Source organism: Photobacterium kishitanii, assembly GCF_003026355.1.
Taxonomy (GTDB): domain Bacteria; phylum Pseudomonadota; class Gammaproteobacteria; order Enterobacterales; family Vibrionaceae; genus Photobacterium; species Photobacterium kishitanii.
The window spans coordinates 240,395-261,564 of sequence record NZ_PYON01000004.1; the positions used below are offsets into that span (position 1 = coordinate 240,395).

Annotated in this window: 15 protein-coding genes; 10 read left to right on the forward strand and 5 right to left on the reverse strand. The window is 39.1% G+C overall.

The annotated features are described in order from the left end of the window. Positions 1 to 65: 65 nt before the first annotated feature. A complete protein-coding gene (locus C0W29_RS06905; RefSeq protein WP_045043531.1) occupies positions 66 to 1,058 on the reverse strand; it encodes a 2-hydroxyacid dehydrogenase in 993 nt (330 codons plus the stop codon). 239 nt (positions 1,059 to 1,297) lie between these two features. Here C0W29_RS06905 and C0W29_RS06910 point away from each other — a divergent pair, with 239 nt between their 5' ends. The 9 genes from C0W29_RS06910 (at position 1,298) to C0W29_RS06950 (ending at position 12,885) form a co-directional block, all read left to right on the forward strand. Next, positions 1,298 to 2,614, forward strand: coding sequence for a DUF945 family protein (locus C0W29_RS06910; protein WP_045044875.1), 1,317 nt, complete (start codon positions 1,298 to 1,300; stop codon positions 2,612 to 2,614). A 251-nt stretch (positions 2,615 to 2,865) separates the two neighbouring features. After that, complete coding sequence (locus C0W29_RS06915; RefSeq protein WP_036793962.1) at positions 2,866 to 3,282, forward strand: CBS domain-containing protein; 417 nt, start codon at positions 2,866 to 2,868, stop codon at positions 3,280 to 3,282. Between the two features lie 173 nt (positions 3,283 to 3,455). Continuing rightward, on the forward strand, positions 3,456 to 4,910 hold the full coding sequence (locus tag C0W29_RS06920) for an MATE family efflux transporter (protein WP_045043548.1): 1,455 nt from the start codon (positions 3,456 to 3,458) through the stop codon (positions 4,908 to 4,910). 329 nt (positions 4,911 to 5,239) lie between these two features. Further along, entirely contained in the window at positions 5,240 to 6,655 is a 1,416-nt protein-coding gene (locus C0W29_RS06925) for an SLC13 family permease (protein WP_045044874.1), read from the forward strand. 28 nt (positions 6,656 to 6,683) lie between these two features. After that, positions 6,684 to 8,009 (forward strand): ATP-binding protein, encoded by a 1,326-nt coding sequence (locus tag C0W29_RS06930; RefSeq protein WP_036793967.1) that lies wholly within the window; start codon positions 6,684 to 6,686, stop codon positions 8,007 to 8,009. 12 nt (positions 8,010 to 8,021) lie between these two features. After that, complete coding sequence (locus C0W29_RS06935) at positions 8,022 to 8,495, forward strand: response regulator (RefSeq protein ID WP_036793968.1); 474 nt, start codon at positions 8,022 to 8,024, stop codon at positions 8,493 to 8,495. 155 nt (positions 8,496 to 8,650) lie between these two features. Continuing rightward, positions 8,651 to 11,254, forward strand: a complete 2,604-nt coding sequence (locus C0W29_RS06940) for a zinc/cadmium/mercury/lead-transporting ATPase (RefSeq protein WP_045043533.1) — start codon at positions 8,651 to 8,653, stop codon at positions 11,252 to 11,254. A gap of 387 nt (positions 11,255 to 11,641) precedes the next feature. Further along, entirely contained in the window at positions 11,642 to 12,409 is a 768-nt protein-coding gene (udp, locus tag C0W29_RS06945; RefSeq protein WP_036793970.1) for a uridine phosphorylase, read from the forward strand. A 245-nt stretch (positions 12,410 to 12,654) separates the two neighbouring features. After that, on the forward strand, positions 12,655 to 12,885 hold the full coding sequence (locus C0W29_RS06950; RefSeq protein ID WP_036793972.1) for a hypothetical protein: 231 nt from the start codon (positions 12,655 to 12,657) through the stop codon (positions 12,883 to 12,885). A gap of 83 nt (positions 12,886 to 12,968) precedes the next feature. Here the strand turns inward: C0W29_RS06950 and C0W29_RS06955 are convergent, their stop codons facing one another. The 3 genes from C0W29_RS06955 to C0W29_RS06965 all read right to left on the reverse strand — a co-directional run bounded on the left by C0W29_RS06955 (position 12,969) and on the right by C0W29_RS06965 (position 15,574). Further along, on the reverse strand, positions 12,969 to 14,135 hold the full coding sequence (locus C0W29_RS06955) for a Card1-like endonuclease domain-containing protein (protein ID WP_036793974.1): 1,167 nt from the start codon (positions 14,133 to 14,135) through the stop codon (positions 12,969 to 12,971). 303 nt (positions 14,136 to 14,438) lie between these two features. Next, positions 14,439 to 15,089, reverse strand: coding sequence for a LysE family translocator (locus C0W29_RS06960; RefSeq protein ID WP_036793975.1), 651 nt, complete (start codon positions 15,087 to 15,089; stop codon positions 14,439 to 14,441). Positions 15,090 to 15,382: 293 nt separating this feature from the next. Further along, the gene (locus tag C0W29_RS06965; protein WP_036793976.1) at positions 15,383 to 15,574 is read right to left on the reverse strand and encodes a hypothetical protein; all 192 of its coding nucleotides are present in this window, start codon (positions 15,572 to 15,574) and stop codon (positions 15,383 to 15,385) included. A 240-nt stretch (positions 15,575 to 15,814) separates the two neighbouring features. Here C0W29_RS06965 and C0W29_RS06970 point away from each other — a divergent pair, with 240 nt between their 5' ends. Continuing rightward, positions 15,815 to 18,061: a peptidase U32 family protein gene (locus C0W29_RS06970; protein WP_045043549.1), complete on the forward strand. Its 2,247-nt coding sequence runs from the start codon at positions 15,815 to 15,817 to the stop codon at positions 18,059 to 18,061. A gap of 82 nt (positions 18,062 to 18,143) precedes the next feature. Here C0W29_RS06970 and C0W29_RS06975 read toward each other — a convergent pair whose 3' ends face one another. Continuing rightward, complete coding sequence (locus tag C0W29_RS06975; protein ID WP_045043534.1) at positions 18,144 to 20,783, reverse strand: molybdopterin-dependent oxidoreductase; 2,640 nt, start codon at positions 20,781 to 20,783, stop codon at positions 18,144 to 18,146. Positions 20,784 to 21,170 lie beyond the last annotated feature (387 nt).

Here is a 21,170-nt window from a genome sequence, read left to right on the forward strand (position 1 = left end):
GCTGTGTAGTCATTATCAAAAAAGGCGCTAGTGCGCCTTCTTTCATTACTTATTAACCATTCGGTTTATTTAATCAGTTCATTGCCTGATAGTTCACCTTTTTCAAAGCTGGCTAAATTTTCTAAGGTAGTTTGAGCAATACTGCCAAGTGCTTCTTCAGTTAAAAAAGCTTGATGGCCAGTAAATAGTACGTTATGACATGACGATAAACGACGGAAAACATCATCTTGAATAATGTCGTTTGATTTATCTTGGAAGAATAAATCTTTTTCGTTTTCGTAAACATCGACTCCGAGCGCGCTGATAATACCACTTTTAAGTGCTTCGACTGCATCACTCGAGTTAAGTAAGCCACCACGACTGGTATTAATTATCATCATCCCTTTACGCATTTTTGCAAACGCTTTACGGTTAAGCATGTGATAATTTTCTTTGCTCATAGGGCAATGAAGGGTGATTACATTTGATTTTTCATAAATTTCATCAAGAGTGGTGTAAGTAACACCTAGCTCTAGTGCTATTGGGTTTGGATAAGGGTCATAAGCAAGAATATTCATGCCTAAGCCTTTTAGAATTCGAATGGTGGCAATACCAATTTTCCCTGTGCCGATGACACCTACAGTCCGGCCATGGAAGTTATAACCCGTTAAACCTTCCAATGAGAAATTTGCATCTCGAGTCCGTTGGTATGCGCGGTGAATACGACGGTTAAGGCTTAGCATCAGACCTAAAGTATGTTCGGCAATAGATTCTGGAGAATAAGCGGGAACAGTAACAACCTGTATATTTAAGGCTTTTGCCGCATCAAGATCAACGCGATCAAAACCAGCACAGCGCATGGCAATAATTTTTACCCCTTGCTCGGCTAATATTTTGAGTACGGGTTCGCTAAGATCATCATTAACAAATGCACAAATAGCGTCAAAACCTTCGGCCATTTTTGCTGTGTGGTGATTGAGCTGAAAATCAAAATAAGTAAGCTGCTGATGGAATTTTTTATTTGTATGAGCAAATGATTTTTGGTCATATCCTTTGGTGCTAAAAACAGCTATTTTCATAATATCACTCCATAAACACAGTTTGTTATTCAGTCATGATTAAGTATAAGGCGTTAATATCTGACTAACTTATACGGTTATTATGTGATCACGATAACAACTTTGTTGTAAATAGCAAACAATTTGTATGACAAAATAAGCACACTAAAATAACGGTTATAGTTGTGCTGCTGTGGCTAAGTGGTTCATGCTATGATTTAGATTGTTTATTGCAACTTACTTTATTTTTGGGATTCAATATGTTGAAAAAAATTCTTGCCAGTGCTGGTGCTGTTGCAATCATTGCTTGTGGACCGTTAGCAACGGGTCAAATTGGGCAGAGTATTTATACGGGAGCGGTTAAAAATTACCATAGCCCTTATCTGTCTATTACTACAAAAAGTTTTGAACGTGGGTATTTTTCCTCTAATGCTGTTTCTCGTATTGAGCTTAAAAATCAATTGAAAGCTGAGTTTGCAGAGCAAGGGTTACCAACAGTATGGTTGGTGAAACATCATATTGATAATGGTTTCTTAGGCGTAAAATCAACCAGTGAGTTTGTGATTGATAAACAAATTGCCCCGTTGGTGAATCAAATTTGGGGTAAAAATGTTGCACCAATGCAAGTTGTGACTGATTCCGGCTTTACGGGAACAACTCATTTCACTATGACAGTAAACCCAATGGATTACACTCATAAAGAGGGTATGACTGCTATTAGCGATAAATTTGTCATAACGGGTGAATTTGATCCTGAAAATAGTAAGAGTCAGTTTAGTTACAGCTTACCTATATTAACGATTACTACACCTGATAAAGAAAGTATGGTCGTAAATAATATTAATGGTGAAGGCCAAGGCCAAATGCAAGGTAATTTTTGGATTGGGCATCAGACATTTAGTCTTGAGAATGCAAAATTCACTGCAGCTGATCAGCACCAATTTATTGCAATTAATGGTGTTAACGTGGCAATGAATAATGCACTAAGTCAGCCTATTGGTGAGAAAAATCCAACCGAAGCGACTCAACAAGTTACTAATACCAATACTATTCAGGTTGCGAAATTAACGACTCTTGATGGCCAACATTATCAAGATATTGCCTTTAAGTTAGCGCTTAAGGACTTAAATTATAAAGCAATTAGTCAGTTAGCTGCGATGGAACAATCTCCGCAAGCCGCGCAAGATCCTGCTCAAATTAAGCAAGCGATGTTAGCGTTGGATTTATTGATCGCTCATGGTGCAAGTGTTGATTTATCACAGTTAAGTGTTAAGACCCCACAGGGAACAGTTAATGCTCAAGTATTGCTAAATATTAAGCCAGGGTTAGAGCATGCATCAACTAACCTTACTGCTGTTACTGATCAATTGAGTGGTAACATTAATATTGTTATTCCTGCCGCATTAGTGGCTAAAGAGCCACTGTTAGCGGCGAAGTTACCGGTCTTAGTGAATCAAAAAATTATCACTGAACAAAATGGTAACTATCAACTTCAGGTTAAGATTGTTGCTGATCAATTAGAATTTTCGTCTGGTGCAAAACTGCCTTTGGCAATGATGGCACTATTACTGCATTAATTTTAGTGTGATGTGCAAGTTATAATAAAACGCTTGCCATTTGAGCAAGCGTTTTTAATTTAATAAATAAAAGTAATATTTATCATGTGGTTATGTTTTTTTATGATAGATATGTTCCAAATTAACGATTCATATTGAGTAAATTTAAATATTTAGACTTAACTTAATATTATAGGAACAGGTTTTTTTTAATTAAGATTTCAATGGATTAAACCTGATCGACGACAATATAAAGTACGTTGGGGGAAGCTATGGAGTCATTAAAAGTAAAAGACTATATGAATGTTCGTCCGGTTACATTTACCGAAAGTATGCCATTGTCTGCGGCACTAGATAAACTGTTAACGGCAAAACAGATTGGTGGTCCGGTCATTAATGAGCATAAACAAGTTGTTGGCTTTATATCTGAACAAGATATGATCCATAAACTACTTAAAGTGGGTTATCACTGCCAAGATAGTCATACCGTTAGTGAGTGTATGCGATCTGATGTATTAACCGTATCTGGTGATGACACCATTATTGTACTAGCTGAAACCATGACAGGGCAAAAGCCCAAAATCTATCCTGTTGTTGATGATGGGCGCTTAGTCGGAGTGATTACGCGTCGGGATGTATTAACGGCAATCAGTAATCAAATTGGTGCTTGCTTTAAGCATCCATTATGATCAAGATATAAAAATAGTTATTGAATTTATTGATAATGAAAGGCGCCTTTGGCGCCTTTATTTTTTTGTTATCATATTTATATTTAATCGCATGATAATGCCTGCTTGGAGATGTTGTGAATAAAGAAAATTCAGCTGAAAATAGTCAGGCTAAATTCTTAACCGGTTCGACAATGCGACACATTGTTGTGATGTCAGGAACCGGTGCTATTGGTTTAATGGCATTGTTTTTAGTCGATTTACTTGACATGTTTTTTATTAGTATGTTGGGGCAAATAGAACTTGCTGCAGCGATTGGTTTTGCCGGAACGTTAGTCTTTTTTTCTACTTCAATTTCTATCGGCACATCCATTGCTGCTGGAGCGCTAGTATCACGTGCTTTGGGTAAAAATGATCGTCAACAGGCCCGTATTATGGCCAGCAATGTGATGATTTTTGCGGTATTAATTAGTGTCGTTGTTGTCGGACTAATGTTATGGCAATTACCATTACTATTGGATTTGATAGGTGCTAAGGGAGCGGTTGCTGAGGCTGCAACGCAATATTTAGTGATTTTATTGCCGAGTGCTCCTTTGATTGCAGTTTCTATGTCAGCGAGTGCTGCATTGCGAGGAGTGGGTGATGCTCGCCGTTCAATGGTTGCAACATTAATTGGTGGTGGTGTCAATGCGGTATTAGATCCATTACTTATTTTTGGGTTATCAATGGGAATGCAAGGTGCCGCGATTGCATCTGTTTTTGCTCGATTAGCCGTGATGTGTTTTTCTTTATATGCTGTGGTCTATAAACATCAATTGGTCGCTAAACCGGATTTATCTAGTTTCAAATTGGCGCTCCCGACAGTTGCTAAAATTGCATTGCCTGCAATATTAACCAATACAGCGACGCCGATTGGTAATGCTGTTGTTACTAGTAATATTGCGCAGTTTGGTGAGAGCTTTGTTGCTGGTTATGCGGTGATTGGGCGAATAATGCCAGTTTGTTTTGCACTCGTATTTTCATTATCAGGGGCTGTTGGGCCAATTATTGGTCAAAATTTTGGTGCTGAACGTTGGGATAGAATTAATCAAATATTACGAGATGCAATGCTATTTACGGCGGCATATTGTGTTGGCATATCGGTATTACTGTGGTTTGGACAAGGTTTATTGGTAGCGATGTTTAGCCTTACTGGTGATGCCGCTGAAATTGTTGGTGTATTCTGTAGTTTGATTGCCGTGACCTTTATTTTCAACGGCGCATTATTTGTGGCCAATGCAGCATTTAATAATCTTAACCGACCAACATGGTCAACAGCTTTAAATATGGGTAAAGCAACCTTAGGTACGATTCCATTTGTATTGATAGGAGGCCACCTAGCGGGGGCGAGTGGGGTATTAATTGGGCAAGCGGTTGGTTCGGTGGTATTTGGTATTATTGGCTTTAGTTTAGTCATCTATCAAGTTAAGAAAATGGGACGGGCTCATGAGCAGCAATCGCTGGAGAGCCATGAAATATTAACGCCATCAGTACCAGTTGCACCATTTTGTTCTTCTCGCACCTATATGGGGACAGAAGATGTGTTGGAAGAAACTTTAGCGGTTGACGTTGAACACAGCAGTAATATAACAGCGAATAAAAATGACTGATCAAAGAGTAAGCGCTTGAGTGATATTCATTGATGTGATGTCTATCACTTTATCAATGTTAACTGACAGACAAACGACAATCTTTTTGTCGAACTATGATCGCTATTTTATCTAAGTAGCGATTATTTCACTTCTTTATTGATCTAACACGATGAAATAAGATCAATAGCCATAGACAATAATTCCACTGATAAGCATAAGTCTGCGTGTTAATAGCAACCATCGTCATTAACGACCAGCGAGTAGTGTTAGTTTAGCCATTCACTTCACCTTTAGTTTAAGGAAAATAAAGGTGATGGCGTATTTATTGTTTAAGGGAATAATGTTCTATGCGTCAAAATCTTCGCTACATCATACCTATTCTGATCCCATTAATTATTTTGTTATTACCAGCATCAGCTTTCCCTATTGATGGGTTAACGGTAATTCAGCAGCGTGTTATTGCTATTTTTTTATTGGCGGCGTTATGTTGGGTAATGGAACCTATTCCTATTTACGCAACCTCAGTTGTTATCATTGTGCTGGAATTATTATTATTGTCAGATAAAAGTTTATATCTATTTAGGCTTGATCAAGGACAACCTCATTTTGGCAATTTAATGAGTTATAGCGAGATAATGGCGACCTTTGCTAGTCCTATTATTATGTTGTTCTTAGGCGGTTTCTTTTTAGCAATGGCTGCGACGAAATACCGTTTAGATGTTAACTTAGCACGGGTGTTACTTAAACCGTTTGGGCATCAACCTAAATATGTGATGTTTGGTTTAATGTTGATTACCGCTATTTTCTCAATGTTTATGTCAAACACGGCGACGACGGCAATGATGCTTTCTATTTTAGCGCCAGTGATCACTTTATTTGGCGCTAAAGATCCCGGTAAAATAGCATTTGCATTATGTATTCCTGTAGCAGCAAATATTGGCGGAATTGGTACACCGATCGGTACGCCGCCAAATGCAATCGCATTAAAATATCTTACTGGCGAAAACTTGATCACCTTTGGTGAGTGGATGTTTTTTGGCGTGCCATTTGTAGCGGTATTATTAGTGTTTGCATGGTGGTTAATTAATGCATTTTACCCTGCAACTCAGCAATCGATTAAACTCGAAATTCAAGGTAAGTTTCTCAAAACCCCTAAAGCGATCACTGTCTATGTGACATTCGCTATTACCATTATTCTATGGCTAATGGGTTCTATGCATGGCATGAACTCTTATACCGTCGCATTAATTCCTGTCGCAATCTTCTCGTTAACAGGGATCATTAATAAAGAAGATCTTAAGAAAATATCTTGGGATGTACTGTGGCTAGTTTCAGGTGGTATTGCGCTTGGTTTGGCCTTAGATAAAACCGGTTTAGCTAAATTGGTTGTGCATAGTATTCCATTTGATGTGTTTTCACCGTATGTCGTCTTATTGGGTGCGGCTCTGCTGTGTTTATTAATGGCTAATTTTATGTCGCACACTGCAACTGCTAACTTATTAATGCCTATCATGGCTGCTCTGGGCACCTCGATGGTGTCACTAACGCCATTAGGTGGGGAAGTGACGTTGATCTTAGTGGTTACTTTTGCTGCATCGTTAGGGATGTCATTACCGATTAGTACGCCACCAAATGCGTTAGCGCATGCTACGGGTCATGTTGAAAGTAATCAAATGGCGCGGGTTGGAGTTATTGTTGGCGTGGTTGGTGTTGCATTGAGTTTTGTGATGATTTGGGGATTACAATTAATCGGTCATATTTAAGCAAATAGGGGTGAATGAGGATAAGGCTATGAATCAACCTAAAGCACTGAGACGGATCATTAATACTTATTTTCAAGATCCTGCCACGACGATTGCAGTTGCTGCGGGCACTGAAGTATTACGCCAAGGGGGATATAACGATCGTTTATATTGGGTGAAGCAAGGAGAGTTATCTGGTTACTTAAAAAGTAAAGAGAATGGCTTGAGTGCGCAGGTCTTTGTGGTCAAAGAAGGGATGTTTTTTGGTGTGCATAGCTTCTTTGCCCAAACACTCGTTGCTTCAACAACTGTGGTAGCAGAAAAAAACAGTGAGATTGCTTGGATTGATTTATCGACTAAAGCCATTGATCCCGAACATTATGGATCATTAGCTGAGCAGTTTATGCCAGTAATGGTGCATGAGTTAGCAACGCGCCAGATGCTAACAGGGATTGCCGCATTAGAAAAAGAAAAAGCACTTCAAAAATTGTATGCCACTGAAAAAATGACAACCTTAGGTCAATTAGCTGCCGGTATTGCACATGAACTCAATAATGCGATTGGTGTAATTAGCAGTAAGACCGAAAATATACAAACAGCATTCAGTCAATTTATTGATGATAATCAGCCGCAAATGACACCATTTTTACAGCATGGAATCGTTCATGGACAAACAGTCAGTTCAGCGCAAGTACGTGAGAGAACCAAAGTACTACAGCAACAGTATCGCTTGAGTCGTGAACAAGCTCGAATTCTTGCACGAGCATTACCTGAGGGAGATATAGCAGCTAATTGGTTGGAAGATATTGATGCTGCATTAATTTGTTGGGATTGCGGTCGTGATTTGCGGGATATTCGACTGGCAGCACGGCATGCGGCTAGTATTGTTCGTTCAGTCAAGCAATTAGGGGGCGGAGATCACGCACGCATACCTGATGTCGATATTAATGACACCTTACATAAATCTTTGGTGCTATTGCAAAGTAATTTACGTTACGTTGAGGTGGTATTACGTCCTGCAATTTTACCGCCATTAACGGCAAGTGTTACCGAATTGGTGCAAATATGGGTTAATCTGATTAAGAATGCCTGCGATGCAATGGAAAACACCTCGTCACCTCAAATTGAAATTGTTACGCGGTGTGTAAAAAATAAATTATTAGTCACCATTACTAATAATGGTCCTATGATTGATGAAGCGACGCGGCGTAAAATTTTCAATCCTAATTTTAGTACTAAAAAAGGGGGATTATCGTTTGGTTTAGGGCTGGGGTTAGCAATAGTACAACGTATTGTGACGAGCTATGGCGGTACGATTGCGGTGAAAAGTGATTATCAGCGTACGACATTTAGAATCAAATTACCGATAACGTAAAGGATGGTTATGATGGAAAAAATCACGATTATTTGCGTTGATGATCAGCGCGAAGTATTAAGTGCAGTATTAAAAGATTTAGTGGAATTTGAGCCATCTTTTTTATTGGAAGATTGCGAATCAGCAGATGAAGCACTCGCATTAATGGATGAACTTGATGCTGAAGGCCAGTTTATCGGCCTTATTATTTCAGATCATGTGATGCCTGGTAAAACTGGGGTTGAGTTATTGACGCTAGTGGCAAACGATAGCCGCTTTATCCATACTAAAAAGGTGTTATTAACAGGGCAGGCGACTCATCAAGATACTATTGCAGCAATCAACCAAGCACGTATTGAAAGTTACTTTGAAAAACCATGGGATGCCGAAGTGCTCACTAACTGTGTGCGAACATTAGTTACTGAATATATTTTCGATATGGGGTTAGATTATACGAAGTGGGGTGATGTACTTGATAACACAACTATTTTACAACGTTTACGTTAACTAATCTCTAAGGGTGTAAGGGGATGTGTACTTATATTTGATAATTATTATCAGTTGTAAGTAAGGATCTATTGCTATTTTTCTTGACCTTGGTCTTAACTCAAAGGTTTATAGTTATCATTAGCAAAACCAAATAGCGCCCAAGGAGAACGATGATGTGTGCTCAATGTAATAATAAAAAAGATCATATCCATACTTCAAAATCAACGGTTGCTAATAAAGCGACCGTTACCGTGGTTGCAGCAGCGACTGATTGTTGCTCAAGTGTAACTGCTGATTGTTGTTCTAGTAATAAAGATTCTGAAGGGGGGAATGATAATGATACTGAAGGCCCCGCAGCCGGTGGTTGTTGTTCAGCCACGGCAAAAAATGCTATCCATTCAGTAACAAAAAAAAGTACCTTTACCATTACTGGTGCACATGTTTCAGCCAGTGATAAAGCTACATTAGACAATAACCATCAGCATGGTGATACCCATTGCGGTGGTAATGATCACAATTCAGATTCGAATGATGTGCATGATCACGATCATAGTGGTCATGAGCACAGTAACCATGAGCACAGTGGACAATGTTGCTCTGCACCAACAATGAGCAAAGAACAAGAATTAGCGTTAGAAGCCTCTCTAACAAACAATGCTCATGGCAAAACATTTAGCTGGAAAGTGTTAGGCATGGACTGTCCTAGCTGTGCGGCTAAACTTGAAAAAGCAATAATGTCATTATCTGCCGTAGATACTGCAAAAGTGATGTTTGCGACTGAAAAATTGATTGTTAATATCAATGATAATCAACAGCTTGATCCTGAAAAAATAAAGTCTGAGATAGAAAATAAATCCAAAAAAACCGGCTTCACGTTAGTTTCTACTACAACGAAAGCCGCCGATATACCGACTCAATCTTTCTTTATTCAACATCTATCAGTAATTGTTATTGCTTTGATGATGGTGATCTCTTTTGTATTAAATAAAACGGTTTCTGCAGAAGCAGGCTTGTTAGCCTTTACGCTGACGACGATTGTCGGTTTATTCCCTATTTTGAAAAAAGCGGTTATTTTAGCTAAGTCAGGAACGCCGTTTTCGATTGAAACATTAATGTCTGTTGCTGCTATTGGTGCTTTATACCTTGGTGAAACAGCTGAAGCTGCGATGGTTATTCTACTGTTCCTTATTGGTGAACAGCTCGAAGGGTATGCTGCTTCACGTGCTCGTAGTGGCGTAAAGGCATTAATGGATTTAGTGCCAGAAGAAGCAACGGTTATTTTGGCTGATGGTACCAAAACCAAAATATCAGCCTCTGAATTAAAACCTGGCGATGTGATTGAAGTTGTGCCAGGCGAGCGTTTACCTGCTGATGGTCAAGTACTTGATGTTATCGCTAGTTTTGATGAAAGTGCATTAACAGGTGAATCGGTACCTGTTGAGCGTACTCCCGGTGAAAAAGTCATGGCGGGTAGTATGGCATCAGATAAAGTGGTGCGCTTAACCATTATTTCAGCTCAAGGTGATAATGCGATAGATCGTATTTTACATATGATTGAAGATGCAGAATCACGCAAAGCACCATTAGAGCGTTTTCTGGATAAATTCAGCCGTTGGTACACACCAAGCATGATTTTATTAGCGGCGTTAGTGGTTGTTATTCCACCATTGGTGTTTGGTCAATCTTGGGATGAATGGATTTATAAAGGCCTCGCTTTACTCTTGATTGCTTGTCCATGTGCGTTGGTTATTTCAACGCCCGCAGCGATTACATCAGGCTTAGCAGCTGCTGCACGTCGTGGTGCATTGATTAAAGGTGGTGCAGCGTTAGAACAACTGGGTCATATTGAAGTTGTTGCGTTTGATAAAACAGGTACGCTAACTGAAGGTAAGCCTGTTGTTACCGATATGGTTTGTTGGGATAACGATGGCGATAAATTATTACGTCAAGCTGCTGCGATTGAAGCAGGTTCGTTACACCCACTGGCAAAAGCAGTTGTTAATCGTGCTCAAGAAAAGCAGCTTACCATTGTTGAAGCAACCGAACGTGAAACCTTAGTTGGGCGGGGTATTCAAGGTATAACTGAAGGTGATAAGTTCTTATTATGTGCCGCAGATCGTTTGCCACAAGATATTGTGCTCACTACTGAGCAACAGCAACAAGCAACAGATTTAGAAAATGAAGGTAAAACCTTGGTGGTTGCCGTTCGTAATGCACAGCCAGTGGGTTTAGTCGCATGGCGTGATAATTTACGTGAAGACGCATTAGTTGCAATTGAAAAGCTTAATAAATTAGGTATTAAATCAGTGATGCTTACTGGTGATAATGCGCGCGCAGCAGCCGCGATTGCTAAAGAAATCGATATTGATTTCCGCGCTAGCTTATTACCAGCAGATAAAGTGACTGAAATTCGAAAGTTGAATGATGTACATAGCGTTGCTATGGTCGGTGATGGTATTAACGATGCACCAGCCATGAAAACAGCGACTATTGGTATTGCGATGGGGGGCGGTACTGATGTAGCACTCGAAACTGCAGATGCTGCAATTACGCATAATCGTCTTTCTGAATTGCCAGTAATGATCGAATTATCACGAGCAACCTTAAATAATATCCGCCAGAATATTGGTCTAGCACTGGGTTTAAAAGGTATCTTCTTAGTGACAACCATACTTGGTGTGACCGGGTTATGGGTCGCAGTATTAGCTGACAGTGGGGCAACAGCTTTAGTAACGTTGAATGCTTTGCGGTTATTACGCTTTAAACCAAAAAAATAACTGAGTTAATAAACTCATATTATTAACGTAACAATAATGAGCAGGATGGGTTAAACACCATTCTGCTTTTTTATTTATAATAATATTGAAACGGTAATCAGTATGCTAAACGTTAGGGTAACGTTGCTGTTTTTTGTGATGCGGTCGATAGGGAAACGTTTTGTTGTGATCTGCGTCTTGTTAATTTGTAACTAAAAATTTCATTGCTTTCATTTAATGTGATTCAACTCACTAAAAACAGTTTCAGCTTCCGCTATCGTTACAGCATATTTTGACCAACGTTATTGTTACGTTGCGCATTAGGTTTGCTGTCAAACCACAAAAATTAACGATAATTATCCATCTCTGTTCCTACAATCAGAGCGATTAAATTTAAAGGGTATCATTATGTCTGACAATAAAGTGTTCCACCTTGGTGTTAATAAAGCTGATCTTAACGGCGCTGAATTAGCGATTATCCCTGGTGATCCTGCTCGTGTAGAAAAAATTGCCAACCTAATGGAAAACCCTGAATTTCTAGCAAGTGCGCGTGAATACACAGTATACCGTGCGCAACTAGATGGTAAGCCTGTAGTTATTTGTTCTACTGGTATTGGTGGTCCTTCAACATCTATCGCAGTAGAAGAGTTAGCACAACTTGGTGTTAACACTTTCCTTCGTGTAGGTACAACAGGCGCTATCCAACCGAATATCAATCCTGGCGATATGATTGTAACAACCGCTTCTGTTCGTCTTGATGGTGCAAGTCTTCACTTTGCTCCAATGGAATTCCCAGCAGTTGCTGATTTCACAGTAGCAACAGCAATGAAGCAAGCGTGTGATGATGCTGGTGCAACAGTACATACTGGCGTTACTGCTTCAAGTGATACTTTCTACCCTGGACAAGAGCGTTATGACACATTCTCTGGCCGCGTTGTTCGTCGCTTCCAAGGCTCAATGAAAGAGTGGCAAGATATGGGTGTTCTAAACTTCGAAATGGAGTCAGCAACACTATTAACTATGTGTGCAAGTTCTGGTTTACGTGCTGGTTGTGTAGCTGGTGTTATTATTAACCGTACACAAAAAGAAATTCCTGATCATGCAACCTTGAAAGAAACAGAAGCTCGTTCAATTAAGATTGTGGTTGAAGCTGCGCGTCAGATGCTAACTAAATAAGGCAGTATTGGTACTGTATTTAATTAACAGTACCAATAGCTTACAAAGCCGATGCTTATGATAAAGAGTATCGGCTTTTTTTGTGGTTCAGTTTTATCAATAGCGCTGGTGGTATGGTTAATATCGAAATAGAAATATTGTTATAGTAGTAATTGACTACTAATATATTAATGAGTTAGGAATTTAACCATTCATTTCTATTTAATGTAGAATAGTGATTCGTTTTGCTGAGTGAAATTATAAATATGATTGATTATAAAATTACATTTCCGAATGGACGTCAAGATACCGTGGCATTGCCTATTCACCCTGTATTACAGATGAAAATTGCCTATTTAGATGATGTGTTTGTTGTAAGAGATATTATTGCCACAGTGAATGAAAATTCAACTACTGTTACTTTAGTATTAGATGATGGCCAGCATCATACACAGAAGCCACAAGCTGCAGGGATTGTTTTTAATCGGCTTGGATAAGTGGTGTCAAACAGCATTAAGCGATAATCAATATTTAAGTAAAAAAAAGGCCTTCATAGAAGGCCTTTTTTTAATGCTAATACTTATGCTGGGTTATGTGCTTCACCACCGGCACCTTTAAGCCAATCATAAAGGTGAGTATATAAATCACCGAGTTGATCTGGACCAATAATCGCTAAGCCTAAATCTTGTGCGCGTACTAAATCGTGATGACGTAAAGGACGGAAACTGACTAGCATTGCACGTGCTTGTAGCCCACCTAGTAGGTCACGTAATGATTCAAGTTTATATAAGGTATCATCGCCATCATCACGCATACCTTTGGTCTTACATTCGATGATATGGAGCTTATTATTTACAATTGTTGCTACATCTAGCTCATTACGTACCTCACGCTCACCAATTTTACGGTAAACCTGTACGCCTAATGAGTGATCCTGAATGGTTGGTAATTCGTTTTGAATTGCACGAACTGTACTGTGAACTAAACTTTCTAACCACTCACCATTCGCAAATCGACGTGCTTCTTCATGTTTGAATGTCAAAATACCATCGTGGTATGTCGCAAGGCCTGTTTCTTCTAGATCGGTTAGTAACGTACCAAGTTCTTTATAACCTTGTTGTTTCTCACTGAGCTCAACATGTAATATTTGCTCTTTACGGCATGTTGTTGCGAGGTAATTAAGGGTGGCTAAACCTGGGCCTAATTCTAATGCAGAGCTTGCCCAACGTTGGCCTAATTCCCATAGCTGGTCGTTAAGCGATTCTGGCATTGGATTATCAGATAACTCACAGCGGGCGCCAAAGATTGTTAGGTAGTCAGTAATTTGGATACGATCTTGAACTTGTTGTTGCTCGCGGTCATTGGGGAATAACCAACACATTTCATCACTGAAAGGTTCAATGACATAGATAGGCCAATGGAAAGAGCGGAAGACTTCATAAGCTGATAATAGACGGTGACGCAAACCACAACTTGCATTAAACCACACATCACGACTGTCTTGCTTTAACTGGTCAGCAAGCTGGTTAAGACGTTGTCGAATTTGAGTGACATTAATAATGTCGGGAATAACGAAAAATTCAACAATAATGTTACGTGGAATCAAAATAGAAGCAAGTCGGTCGTATTGTTTTTGTTGTTTTTCAGTACCAATAAATACCATTTTATCGGCAGGTACTGCTTCGTCTAATAATGGAGTGATCAGACGGACTGGATCCTGATCAATAATGCCAACGTGAGTAATCATAATAATCCTTAATGCGCCCTACATACGGGGCGTAATGTTGTGATGCGCATTAAATAAAAGAAATGAAAAGGTAAGCGTGCGCAGCACATCTATAAGGTATGTATATGAGGTTTTTTAGTGTGAAATTCAAGTCAAAATTTATAGACTAATTATTCTCATATAAATTAGGATTGTTACCTATTCATTTATTTTCTTTAATACACTATTTTTAGTCATGTTTTTTATATAATTAATGAGATTTTTTAAAATGCCATTGCAATTAATGGCATTTTTTTTGGTGAAAACATAGTTATCAATAATGGCTTACATGCTCGGTGGTGCAGGTAGCTGTGAAGCTAACAGCCAAATAGCGAGTACGAAGAAGATTAATCCCATAAATTTATGTTGGTTATTACGGAATTTTTCACTTTTTAGTAATGATTGACCAAAAACGCCAATGGTTGTCACTAGAAATAGATTAAATAATAGCCCTAAAACATTAAGCAGTAACCCAAGCACAAGCATTTGTTCACCGGATGAAGTCGCAACATGAGTTGAAACAAATTGTGGTAAGAACAGTACAAAGAAAATTAATGCTTTAGGGTTGAGCAGGTTAGTAAATACTGCGCGGCGATATAATGTTGATGCCATTTTATTAGATTGTTCTAGTTCTTGAGGTGCATCACTAGGGTGGCTGCGCATACAGTCCCACCCCATTTTCAATAAGTAAGCACCACCGACTAAACGTAAAACATGTAATGCGATTGGGTTCATTGCGATAAGAGCCGATACCCCAAGTGCAGCTAAAATAGTTAATAAAATACCGGATGTAGCATTACCTAGACTCGCATAAATACCGACTTTACGGCCATAAGTTAAGCTTGAACTTGCAATTAGCAGCATGTCTGGCCCAGGGATAAGCAGTAAGGCGATCACAGCAGTTAAGTAGAGAGGTAATATATTTAAATCAATCATGGTAAAAACAATATTGGAGTGTAGAAGTCTATATTTTACACAATAAAAAGTTTGATTCTATGGCTTATAAGTAATAGCTGGTGTTTTTTGCTTCATTGTGGTGTTTATGTGTATTAATTGTCTGTTTTTAGTTGTTTAGTCGTAAGAGTCTCGGGTTGAAGCAGGGGCTGTGGAGGTAAAAAGAGGACAATGAGGTATGAATGTTTAGAAAACTGATCACTGATGAGCGAAGGTGCAACCCAATAGAGTGATCAATTAATGGCTGTTTTTTGATCTATTTTGACTGTTTTTTATTATGCTTTATTGCTGTGAAAATGAAATCGCTCATGAAAGTAAGCTTTTAAATGCTCTTCCATATTGTGGACTTTATTATCAATTGCTTCACATAAAACAGCATCATTGTTCATGGCATTAACGCGATTAATGACCATTTCTTCGATGGCTGATTTTTGTGTTTCTGTTAGCTGTGGTTGTTGAGTTGTCATTCTTGTTTTTATCCTTAACGGTTACGATGGATTAGTAAAATATTTCAATATATACATAGTATCGATATTTATTTAAAGAAGGAATATTTACAAAAATTGTTTACAGATAAAAATGGTTAAAGCACATTATAAGGTGTGATTCAGTTCTCAAAATTGGACTTCATCGTGCGCATGGGTAGAATAACCGTCCATTAGATTGATACGTTTTTAAAGGCACGGTTATAAATGGGTAATAACGCGATGAGAAGTAACTTTGAGTTGTTAGCTCCAGGTGGCGATATAGAGTCGATTAAAGCGGCAATTGTAGCTGGCGCGAATGCTATTTATTGTGGCCTAGATAATTTTAATGCCCGTAATCGTGCAACCAATATTACTTTTGAAGATTTGAACGGTATTGTTCGCGTAGCGCATCAACGTGATTGTAAGATCTTTCTTACGCTAAATATTATGATTTTAGAAAGTGAGATTCCGGCAGTTATTCGGTTATTGAATAAACTGGTTAATACTAAAATTGATGGTGTTATTTTACAGGACTTAGGGCTATTTCACTTAATCAAGCAGCATTTTCCAACGCTTGATGTTCATGCGTCTACTCAAGTTAATAGCCATAATGAAGGCCAAATTTTATTTATGGGGCAGCTTAATGCGAGCCGTGTAAATTTATCGCGTGAACTTAATATTAAAGAAATAAAACATTTAGCGCAGTTTGGTCATCAGCATAACGTACTGATGGAAGTGTTTGTGCATGGTTCATATTGTATTGGCTTCTCAGGCTTGTGCTATATCAGTTCGGCTAAAAATGGTAATTCAGGTAACCGTGGCCGTTGTAGTCAGCCTTGTCGTGATCAATATCAGACAACTGCGGTGGGAAAAGATTACCCGCTTAATATGAAAGACAACTCGGCATTTTCAAATTTAGAAGCACTTGCAGATGCTGGTGTATATTCATTAAAGGTCGAAGGGCGGATTAAAAAATCTCACTATGTGTATACCGTCGTTGATAATTGGAGTCGCCAGTTAGACAACTACTGTAATCAAAAACCATTATTGGCCGATACACGTGAGTTATATACGGTATTTAACCGTGACTTTTCAAACTCATATTTAATGGGTGATATCAATAAAGCGATGTTTATTGATAATCCTCGAGATAACTCTGTCGATCACTTTGCACTGATTGCTGATGCTAAATCAGAGACTGCAATTCAGGCGGTTAAGCAAAAATTATATGACGATAAAACCACTATCATCCAAACTGTTGAAGAGCGAATTGCCGATTTAGACATTAGTTTATTAGCCTTAGAGTTGACGATTATCGGTCAGGTAGGACAACCGCTGGTTATTCGCGTAACAACGCCATTGCAGCAGTTTGAAGTGGTATCAACATCGTTATTACGACAGTCTGAGAATACTGTGCTTGATAGTGATTGCTTTGAAAAACGCTTCCGTAGCTTAAATAACGGCGAATACTTGCTAACACCGATGAATTTAACCCAGTTAGCAGATAATGTAGTGGTACCGTTTAAAGAACTAACGATGATGCGCGATCAGATTACGTGTGTATTAAATGGCGATCAACCACTAGTGGAGCCGTTTGAATTACCAAAAGCTGTGCGAGCGCCACAACCAGCACTAACAGCGTCGCTATCAGTGTTGATTGCTAATCCTGCTGATATTGACGCGGTTAGTCAGCCAAATACTGCGGTGTATTATCAGTTACCAGAAGCTATGGCGATGGAAGGGCTAAAGTTAGTTTCTTTGTTCCAACAAAATCCGCATTTGGTCCCTTGGTTCCCAGCAATTTTGATTGGTGACAATTACCAAGCAGCAGTGACGTTTCTAGAGCAAGTGAAGCCATCACGTATTGTGACTAACAATAGTGGTGTCGGTTATGCTGCACATCAATTAGGTTTAGAGTGGGTAGCTGGCCCGCAAATGAATATCAGTAATGGTTTGAGCCTTGAATGTTTACAGCAGGAATTTGGTTGTGTCGGAGCGTTTATTTCTAATGAGATCAAACGTTCTCAGATCAAACCAATAACAGTACCGACTGGATTTGAGGTCTATTACAGTATTTATCATCCAATGATGCTGTTAATGAGCCGTCAATGTTTATTCCATCAAACTGTGGGCTGCAAAAAGAAGCGTTTTGACGATAAATGCTTACGCAAATGTGATAAATCAGCATCGATCATTAATCTTACTGAAGCGTCGTTTGTGGTTGATAAACAGCGTGGTGATCACAATGCGTTATATAACCCTGAGAACTTTTTAAACTTGGATATTGTGGCTGAGGTTAAAGATAAGTTTACTGGCTTTATGGTGGATTTACGCGATATTAAAACTGATACCCAAGTGACAGTAACTAAAGCGGAATTGACGACGTTATTTAATCAGTATCTTGTGGTTAATAATGAACTTACGCGTAGTGAAATTGAAGCTGCCATTATTGGTCATACCTGTAATCAGTACACCAAAGGCTTGTAATCCATTCTTGTGACAATAAAAAGCCCCGTAGGATATATTTCCTACGGGGCTTTTTGTTCGCTAACGAATAGCGAACTATTAATTACTTTTTAGCGTTGTCTTTTAGGAAATCAAGTACCAGCTTGCGATCTTTTTCGTTTAGACCTGCGCGTGGGAACATACTGTTAGTAATACCTTTCCACTGCTTGTAAGTGAAGTCGCTTGGGTGCGGTGCTGCGTGACAAAGAGTACAGCTACCGTAGAATAATTTCTCACCCGGTGACTGCGCTGGACCTTGTTCTGCGGATACAGCTTTCAGGCGCTTACCTAATTGTAATGACCAGATATCAACTTTAAAGTCTGATTTCACAATCTTAGGTGGCATGTAAGCTTGGTTTGGTGTTTCCGCGTCAGTACATTTCTTAAAGTAAGCCAAACAAGTATTAGCACTGGTTGCTTGTGCTAGACCACTGGTTGGTTGACTACTTGTTAGCATGTTGATTGAGCCTGAGTTACAACGGCCTTTGCTATCAAGTTGTAGCCATGCACCTTCGTGAATGTAGATAACACCAGGCATTGCTTCATCAGTGATACGCGCACCAGCAAGTAGAGTACCACGCTCGTTATATACCTCGACTACATCGCCATCTTTTACGCCACGCTCTTTAGCATCGTCTTTGTTAATTAGAACGATTTGACGACCATCAACAGATTCATAGCTGTTGACATCAGCATTTGCCATTTGTGAGTGCAGACGCATCCATGGGTGTGGGCTTAGTACGTGAACTTGACCTTTCTTGGCATTACCTAACCATTCAAATGGTGGAATCCATTGTGGCATCGGTGGACAATCTTTTGCTTTAAATCCAGCCAGTGTTTCACTGTAAAGCTCAATTTTACCACTTGGTGTATGCAATGGGTTTTTATCAGGATCTGCATAAAAATCACCGTGACGAACAAAGCTGTTAGCAACGTCAGGCGTTGAAACGTGAGTGATACCATTTTGCCAGAATGTTTTAAAATCTTCTGTCGCATCAGATGCTTCGTAAGAGGCTTTAACATGTTGGTACATTGTTTTACCTTCGGTAAATTCTTTATGTACGTTAAACATGAAAGCAAGGCGTGAGAAGATTTCGTAATCATCTAAGCTCTCACCTACAGGCTCAATAACCTGACGCATTGCGTAGATTTTGTTATTGCTGTAAGTACCGCCAGATGAAATATCATCACGCTCAAGAGTCGTTGTAGTTGGTAGTACGATATCTGAATATTTTGCAGTTGCACACCACCAAGGTTCATGACAAATGATGGTATCAATATTATCGTTAAGCGCTTTGATTAACTCATTGGTATCTTGTTGGTGAGACAGTAAGTTATTACCTGCGTTGTAGATAAGCTTTGCTTTTGGCAAGGTTAGGTTTGAACCGTCACGTGTGTATGCTTTGCCTGGGTTTTTCAGCATGTCTGAAACCATAACCACAGGACACGTCTTAGTGATTGGGTTACGACCTTGGGATAAACCAATAGGCATACGCTTACCAGATGCTGGCATACCACCGTTACCATAGTGCCAGCTAAAGCCTGCACCTTCGCCTGGTTTACCAATTTTACCAGCAATTGCCGCAAAGTTGATAATAGACCAGTGGATCATTTCACCGTGATCTGCACGCTGTAGCGCCCAACCCGCAGCAATTTGAGTGCGTTTTGTCACACACAATTCAGCTAATTCTTTGATTTTCGCCGCTGGTAGACCTGTAATTTCTTCAGCCCACTCAGGTGTTTTTTCAACACCGTCTTCAGTACCGTCTAAATAAGCAAGGTATTTATCAAAGCCAACGGTATATTTCGCTAAGTAAGCTTTATCATTTTGGCCAGTCTTGCATAAGTGGTAAGACATCGCAGTAAAGAGTGCAGTATCCGTGTTAGGGCGGATATTAATCATTTCACTGCCAACAGCTTTATCTGTTTGGGTTTGTTGTGGGTTAATAGAGATAAATTTAATCCCTTTCGCCTTAAACGCTTCCCAGTGCTTTTGCATTGAGTGATCAGCTACACGGAATTCAACACGGTTAGTTTTCCAAGGATCACAGCCAATAAACAACACTGCTTCAGTGTTCTTTTCAACAATTTCCCATGCGGTTTGTGGAGAATATACTTCCATGTCACCAATAACGTGTGGAAGGATAACTTCTGAAGCACCTGCAGAGTAGTCGCCAGCACAGATACTTTGACCACCAATAAGGTTAAAGAAACGTCCTTGTAGAGTCTGAGGACGGTTAACACCACAATGTGACCAACCACCGTATGAAGAACTGAATAGTGCTTCATTACCATGTTTTTCAACGGTACGTGCAATACAGAAAGCAGTTAATGCAATTGCAGTATCCCAATCGACGCGTACAAAGGGTTCTTTGCCACGAAGGTGAGGATTATGATTGCCTAATGGATCTTCTAATAGTGATTTACGTACCATTGGGTATTTAATACGAGTATCGCTATAGGTACGGCTTAATACGCCTTTAGTTAACATTTCTGTTGGAAATGGGTCAACATCATTGATTGGTTGAACACCGATTAACGTACCGCTTTTAACTACTGCTTTAAAAGGACCATAGTGGGTAGCTGATGGAATAGTAATTGTATCAGAAGCAAATACTTTGCCAGCAGGGAAAAGGGTGAGTCCGTTAGCAGCGATGGCCGTTGCTACTGAACCTTTTAAAAAGTTACGACGTGATAGGGTCATGTTTATATTCCGAAGACAAACCGAATGAGTAAGCATTTAAGCGGCATAATAACCATCTAAATATTAGTCGGTATAGTGATCTATTATTTGACTTATTTCTTGATAGGCTACACGTAAATATAAAATATATTAGGTTGCTAAATGGAAAATAAGTTACCACAAAAAAGTACTTAGAAGTTTAATGTTTAATGTTCAATGTAAATAGCATAATGATTAGCACAATAATCATTATGCTAACTGATAACTATTATCGATACTGAAATTTACATGCATATTATACAGTATGGTCAACGGTATTGGTGTTAGTATGTTTTTGTTTTATAATGCATTTGTAATTTTAAATTTTGATTATTGTTGATTGTGTTTCTTATTGGAAAACACTGTTTA

Bases quoted from the DNA above. Each gene is read 5' to 3' on its own strand.
- C0W29_RS06910 (WP_045044875.1), top strand. From the start codon at position 1,298: ATGTTGAAAAAAATTCTTGCCAGTGCTGGTGCTGTTGCAATCATTGCT.
- C0W29_RS06930 (WP_036793967.1), top strand. From the start codon at position 6,684: ATGAATCAACCTAAAGCACTGAGACGGATCATTAATACTTATTTTCAA.
- C0W29_RS06965 (WP_036793976.1), bottom strand. From the start codon at position 15,574: ATGACAACTCAACAACCACAGCTAACAGAAACACAAAAATCAGCCATC.
- C0W29_RS06950 (WP_036793972.1), top strand. From the start codon at position 12,655: ATGATTGATTATAAAATTACATTTCCGAATGGACGTCAAGATACCGTG.
- C0W29_RS06940 (WP_045043533.1), top strand. From the start codon at position 8,651: ATGTGTGCTCAATGTAATAATAAAAAAGATCATATCCATACTTCAAAA.
- udp (WP_036793970.1), top strand. From the start codon at position 11,642: ATGTCTGACAATAAAGTGTTCCACCTTGGTGTTAATAAAGCTGATCTT.
- C0W29_RS06955 (WP_036793974.1), bottom strand. From the start codon at position 14,135: ATGATTACTCACGTTGGCATTATTGATCAGGATCCAGTCCGTCTGATC.
- C0W29_RS06975 (WP_045043534.1), bottom strand. From the start codon at position 20,783: ATGACCCTATCACGTCGTAACTTTTTAAAAGGTTCAGTAGCAACGGCC.
- C0W29_RS06920 (WP_045043548.1), top strand. From the start codon at position 3,456: ATGCGACACATTGTTGTGATGTCAGGAACCGGTGCTATTGGTTTAATG.
- C0W29_RS06960 (WP_036793975.1), bottom strand. From the start codon at position 15,089: ATGATTGATTTAAATATATTACCTCTCTACTTAACTGCTGTGATCGCC.
- C0W29_RS06970 (WP_045043549.1), top strand. From the start codon at position 15,815: ATGAGAAGTAACTTTGAGTTGTTAGCTCCAGGTGGCGATATAGAGTCG.
- C0W29_RS06925 (WP_045044874.1), top strand. From the start codon at position 5,240: ATGCGTCAAAATCTTCGCTACATCATACCTATTCTGATCCCATTAATT.
- C0W29_RS06935 (WP_036793968.1), top strand. From the start codon at position 8,022: ATGGAAAAAATCACGATTATTTGCGTTGATGATCAGCGCGAAGTATTA.
- C0W29_RS06915 (WP_036793962.1), top strand. From the start codon at position 2,866: ATGGAGTCATTAAAAGTAAAAGACTATATGAATGTTCGTCCGGTTACA.
- C0W29_RS06905 (WP_045043531.1), bottom strand. From the start codon at position 1,058: ATGAAAATAGCTGTTTTTAGCACCAAAGGATATGACCAAAAATCATTT.